At 53.0% G+C, this 236-nt stretch carries 1 pseudogene; it reads right to left on the bottom strand.

From position 1 onward, the window contains the following. Nucleotides 1–167: 167 nt before the first annotated feature. A pseudogene (locus tag ACTHSL_RS14215) lies at nucleotides 168–236 on the bottom strand (integrase core domain-containing protein); the annotation flags it as partial.

Raw genomic sequence — 236 nt, 5'->3', positions numbered from 1 at the left:
ATGATGAAATTCGGCGCGGACCGTGCGGAAGGGACGAGCCGCAGCGAAGCCGAAATCCTCGCCATTTGGGACACCGTGCTGCCGACGTTGAAGCCGGTTAAATAACGGAAAGCCGCACACCCTCCTGTATTCCGCCATACATCAGGTGTAGAAAATAACCGCGTTGTTTACACTACAGGTTGAGAAAAGTAAGCCTGCAATACCTCAAACGGCGTATCGCCATTCAAACTGCGGTG

It is taken from the genome of Neisseria sp. P0008.S010, assembly GCF_051962715.1.
GTDB classification, from domain to species: Bacteria; Pseudomonadota; Gammaproteobacteria; order Burkholderiales; family Neisseriaceae; genus Neisseria; species Neisseria elongata.
The sequence above is the reverse complement of the archived record's forward strand: the minus strand, read 5'-3'. Positions and strand labels throughout refer to the sequence as shown.